Genomic DNA, 4,405 nt, shown 5'->3' with positions numbered 1-4,405 from the left:
ATCCAAGCCGTCCACACCCTCCTCACCTGCGAAAACGAAGGATGAAAAAGGTTCACTGAACCAACGGTTACTCATCCACCGGGCCAGGAAGAGCCCGTAGGCGGACGCCGCGGTCTGCAGGCCGGACTGCACCCCCTTGCCGGTGTGCCCTTGCCAGACAGACCGGACGCGAACCCACGGAATATACCCGGCTACTTGGGATAGCGGGCCGGACGGCGGAAGGCATCAGTATTGCCCGCACCGTTCTTTCCCCGCAGCTGAGGTCTTCCTGACCGCGGATCCCACGCGGAGGGGTATTTCAGCCGGGTGCGCCGGCATGGCCGCCGCACCTTCCGCGCAACAGGGCCCGCCGTAGGTGCACGCGGATTGCTGCGCGGCGGTGTACCCGCACCGGCCGTGCCTTCCTGCACCACCGGCGTCCGCTGCGCATCGGCATCGGTGAGACTTGGCACCACCGGGGCTGCAGCCGGGCCCTGGGATGCTGGACAGGTCGGTGAAGGCTGGCGTGCGCACGAATCGCTGCCGTCACTGGTGCGCCCGGGGCGGGGGGCGCCGTCGATGAGGCTGCCCAGCCCTCGGATGATGCTCAGCTCCGGCCGGCCTGGGATGCGTGCGGTGATGCCCGTGCTGTTGTGGATCATCCGGTCGAGGCCGAGGCGGGCGGTGCTGCTGCCGGTGATGGTCAGGCCGGAGTCGATGAGGTCGGCCACGAGGTCGCCAGAGCAGGCCTGCAGGACCTGGGCGAGAGCGTGGACGATCACGCTCATCGGTATCTGCACCGCCTGGCGCAGGCCAGCCGTGCCGACGGCGACGGTGAGCCACGTGCCGGTGGCCGGCTCCCGTCCGCACAACTCCACCTCCTCCAGGAGCGGTTGAGCGGCCAGGAGGCGGCAGAGGTCTTCGAGACTGCGTGAGGGAAGGGCCAGGTGATGTGCGCTGCGGATGTGCGCATCCAGCACCTGCAAGAACGTTCTCTCCCCGACGGGCACCGTTTCCGCGGTCACGACCGAGCCGAGGGAGAGCATCGCGATCTGCGTGGAGACGCTGCCGCAGTGCACAACCACCGATCCCTGGGCCCGGCCGGCATCCAGCCCGCACCCCGCCGCCACCGCCAGCACCCTGTCCACCAGCACAACCCGGCGCGCCCCCAGACCGCCGAGCACCTGCGCCACAGCATCCAGCGCCACCTGCCCTGGTGCATGCGGGACGCCCACGGCAACCCGCCGCATCACCAACCGCGAACGAAACCACCCCCCTGTCCTGCCCCGCAGGAACATCCGCAGCATCCGCTGCGCCATACCGGCATCGATGACGGTGCCGGCGTATATGGGGCGCAGAAACTCGGCACCGGCTCCCGCCCTTCCCTCCAGCACCTGAGCGGCGCTGCCGGCGGCTATCAGACGTTCGGTGCGGGTGCACAGGGCCACCATGCTCGGCTCGTCGACCACCAGCCCGGCGCCTGTGAGGTGGATGCGGGTGCGGGCCGTGCCGAGGTCGAACGCGAGGGTGCAGCGGCGCAGCTGCTCAAGATCGGAAACCATGCAGGGGTCTTTCTCACGGCAGGGGGACACGAGTAACGGTGTCGCACAGTCCCCCCTGCCGTCAGACTGCCTGCCACGGACACCGGCCGCCCGGCGGACTGCACCACACGAGGTACCCCAAACACCCCGCGGCCCCCGCCCGACACACCCGTACCTGCCGGTCTGCGGGCACCGTCGGGAAAGCGGGCCGGTATCGACACATGGCGGTGGGTCACGATTCACGCGTCGCCGACACCGGCCTGCGGGAGCAGGCGTTGAACCGGTGACAGAGCGGAGGATCCGTACGGGTGGTCGGTCACCGGCCGGTCTTCCGGACTGCCACGCCTGCGCAGAGACCAGCGCGATGACCGCACCGACAGTCTGCCCCGGCACGCCTACCGGGAAGGACAACCCCACGCCCCGGCGCGCCCCGGCCTGCTCCCCGCCAGTCCTCAAGGCCTTCCTGACCAGCCAGGAACGGCACACCCACGGTATCGCGAGGGGTGAGCTGCGGCCGTCACTCATTTGGTGTGCCGGACCCCGGCTCCGAGGTGCGGGGCTGGCCAAAGGCCGCTTCGCTCGACCTTGACAGCAGCCGCGGAATGCCGCATCCGCGCGGCACGCCCCGCGTGCCGTGTCCGCGCTCACGGAGGATGACGTATGCGCAGTGCACGAGTGCCCGCCGAGACCACAAAAGCCACCTTCCTGGTCATGACCGTCCTGGCGCTGACGTCCACCGCTGCTGCTTTCGCAGGCGACTCCGGCAAACTCGAGGTCACCCCGGGCACTGTCCGTCCCGGTGCCGCGGTCACCGTGAACACCACGGCCTGCGGCCGACAAGGCCACGGCCAAGGCGATGCCAGCGCCCTCGGTGGACCCTCCGCATTCGAACTCAAACCCGGCGCACACGAACCGGTCGCGACCGGCCGGTTCGTGGTGCCGGACAACGCCCTGCCCGGCACCTACGGCCTCGGCGTGCAGTGCGACAACGGCAAAGAGACCGTGGGCGATGTGGTCGTCGCCCCGGGCAACGCCCCTGCCACTGCCACAGCCGAGGAACAGGCCCCGCTCACGCCGGGCATGGCCCAGCCCCATCCCCCAAGGGCGGCATGAACACCGGTGCCAGCGCCAGAAGCCAGGAACCGCGCACACCCCACATCGTGGCCGGTGCAGCCCTGGCGGCTCTGGCAGTGGCCGGCACTCTCTGGCTCGCGCGCTGCCACGCCACCGGCAGGCGTCACTGACGCCGACCGCGCCCTCGCGCCGACGCCGGGCCAGGGCAGACCGCTGAAACAGACGCTCCGGCACAGGTAATGAGGCGGCCGCCGCCGACCGGCGGGGGAGCAGGCAGCGGCGGCCGGAAACGATCTTCACCGAGGCGCACCGCCAGAGCAAGACAAGATCGGTCAGAACCTGATGAAACAGGTCTTTGGTCCCGCTTTCCTTCCGACCGGTAGTTATTCAGGTGGGTGAGGCTGCTGATGGTGTATGGGCAGAGGGCAGCCAGGGGCCGGTGGTGAAGAGCCGGGTGAGGGCGTCGTGAGCGGTGATGCCCCAATTTCTGGCGGTGGACAGGTAGGACTGGACGACGGCGAAGCCGGCGAGTCCGGCCAGGATCCCGTCAGCAGCCGCCGGGGATCCGCTGCTGGTGCAGGAGGAAACCACTGGGAGCGCATGGATGGTAGAGGGTTGCCAACACCCCTTTTCGGCCACTGTATTTCCGGCCACAATCGACGCCATGCTCCCCATAGTCGCGCACGGCCCCGCCCCGCTCTTCGTCCTCGGCACCGGCCAAGGGGCCCGTCAGTTCACCGAGTTGGCGATAGCGCTCCTGCTCTCCTCGCTGATCGGCCTGGAACGCGAGTTACACCAGAAGAGCGCGGGGCTGCGCACGCACACCCTCGTCGGCGTGGGCAGCGCACTGTTCATGGAGGTCTCCATCCACGGCTTCGGCGCCGTGGTCGGCCTCGACGGCTACAGCGTGGACCCCTCGCGGGTCGCCGCACAGATCGTCTCCGGCATCGGCTTCATCGGCGGCGGCCTCATCTTCGTCCGCCGCGATGCGGTACGCGGTCTGACCACGGCCGCCACGATCTGGCTGACGTGCGCCGTCGGCATGTCCTGCGGCGGCGGGCTGCCGCTCCTCGCCGCCGCCGCGACCCTCGTCCACTTCCTGGTGGTGCGTGGCTTCCCCCTGGTGACCCGCCGCCTGGCGACGAGCGCCCCGGTGGCCCAGCGCGTCGAGCTCCGCCTGTCCTACCGGACCCGCCGCGGCCTGCTGGGCCGGGTGCTGGAGCTGTGCACCAGGAACGGCTTCCAGGTCACGGACGTCCACATCGACGCGGAGGCGCAGGACCGGACCGGCCACGGCAAGGTCAAGGAGGCCGGGGTGGTGCTGTCCCTGGAGGGCAAGGGCCCGGCGCACCCACTGGCCGGGGAACTCACCGACTGGGAAGGCATCCTCGGCATCCGCCTGCAGACCCAGCACGACAGAACCGAGTGACAGCACAGGACACCAAGACAAACCAATTCATAGGGGCCATGGCCGCTGCTCCGCCGAGGGGCGGACGCAGCGGCGGCCGACGTGCTGGAGGGCCGGCAGACTGTGCGATGCGCAGAAGAGGGATGTTCCTCGTGCTTGTCGTTCTGTGACCCCCGGGGCGGTGCGTGACCTGGGCCAGGTGCGGCCGGGATCCGCCCGGATCGTCACTGAGCTTGTTCAGTGTGGCCGTTGGTCGGGTGAGGGTGGCGGGTTGTAACGGGCGAGGCCCTCGGGATGTTGAGCGGGATGTCTGAAGTCCGCTGCTCGCCGTCTCGAGGGCCTCGTTGGTTCCTTATCCTGCCGTACTCGACGTCCCGCATGCCCTGGTGGAGTGGGTCACGAT

4 protein-coding genes and 1 pseudogene are annotated in these 4,405 nt (G+C 69.5%); 3 read left to right on the top strand and 2 right to left on the bottom strand.

The annotated features are described in order from the left end of the window. Positions 1-191: 191 nt before the first annotated feature. Entirely contained in the window at positions 192-1,541 is a 1,350-nt protein-coding gene (locus ACLHRZ_RS39620; RefSeq protein WP_490423460.1) for a rod shape-determining protein, read from the bottom strand. A gap of 639 nt (positions 1,542-2,180) precedes the next feature. Here ACLHRZ_RS39620 and ACLHRZ_RS39615 point away from each other — a divergent pair. After that, a complete protein-coding gene (locus ACLHRZ_RS39615) occupies positions 2,181-2,633 on the top strand; it encodes a hypothetical protein (RefSeq protein ID WP_490423459.1) in 453 nt (150 codons plus the stop codon). Next, positions 2,630-2,764 carry a hypothetical protein gene (locus ACLHRZ_RS39610; protein ID WP_490423458.1) on the top strand — a complete coding sequence of 45 codons (135 nt, stop codon included), beginning with the start codon at positions 2,630-2,632 and terminating at the stop codon, positions 2,762-2,764. Before ACLHRZ_RS39615 ends, ACLHRZ_RS39610 begins: the two co-directional genes overlap by 4 nt. 217 nt (positions 2,765-2,981) lie before the next feature. Here ACLHRZ_RS39610 and ACLHRZ_RS39605 read toward each other — a convergent pair. Further along, positions 2,982-3,168: pseudogene (locus ACLHRZ_RS39605) on the bottom strand (IS66-like element ISFsp10 family transposase); the annotation flags it as partial. A 90-nt stretch (positions 3,169-3,258) separates the two neighbouring features. Between ACLHRZ_RS39605 and ACLHRZ_RS39600 the strand changes: the two are divergent. Further along, positions 3,259-4,023: an MgtC/SapB family protein gene (locus ACLHRZ_RS39600; protein WP_490423457.1), complete on the top strand. Its 765-nt coding sequence runs from the start codon at positions 3,259-3,261 to the stop codon at positions 4,021-4,023. Positions 4,024-4,405 lie beyond the last annotated feature (382 nt).

Source organism: Streptomyces sp. AM25, from assembly GCF_058146165.1.
Note: the sequence above shows the minus strand (reverse complement) of the source record. Positions and strands in the feature narration are given on the sequence as shown.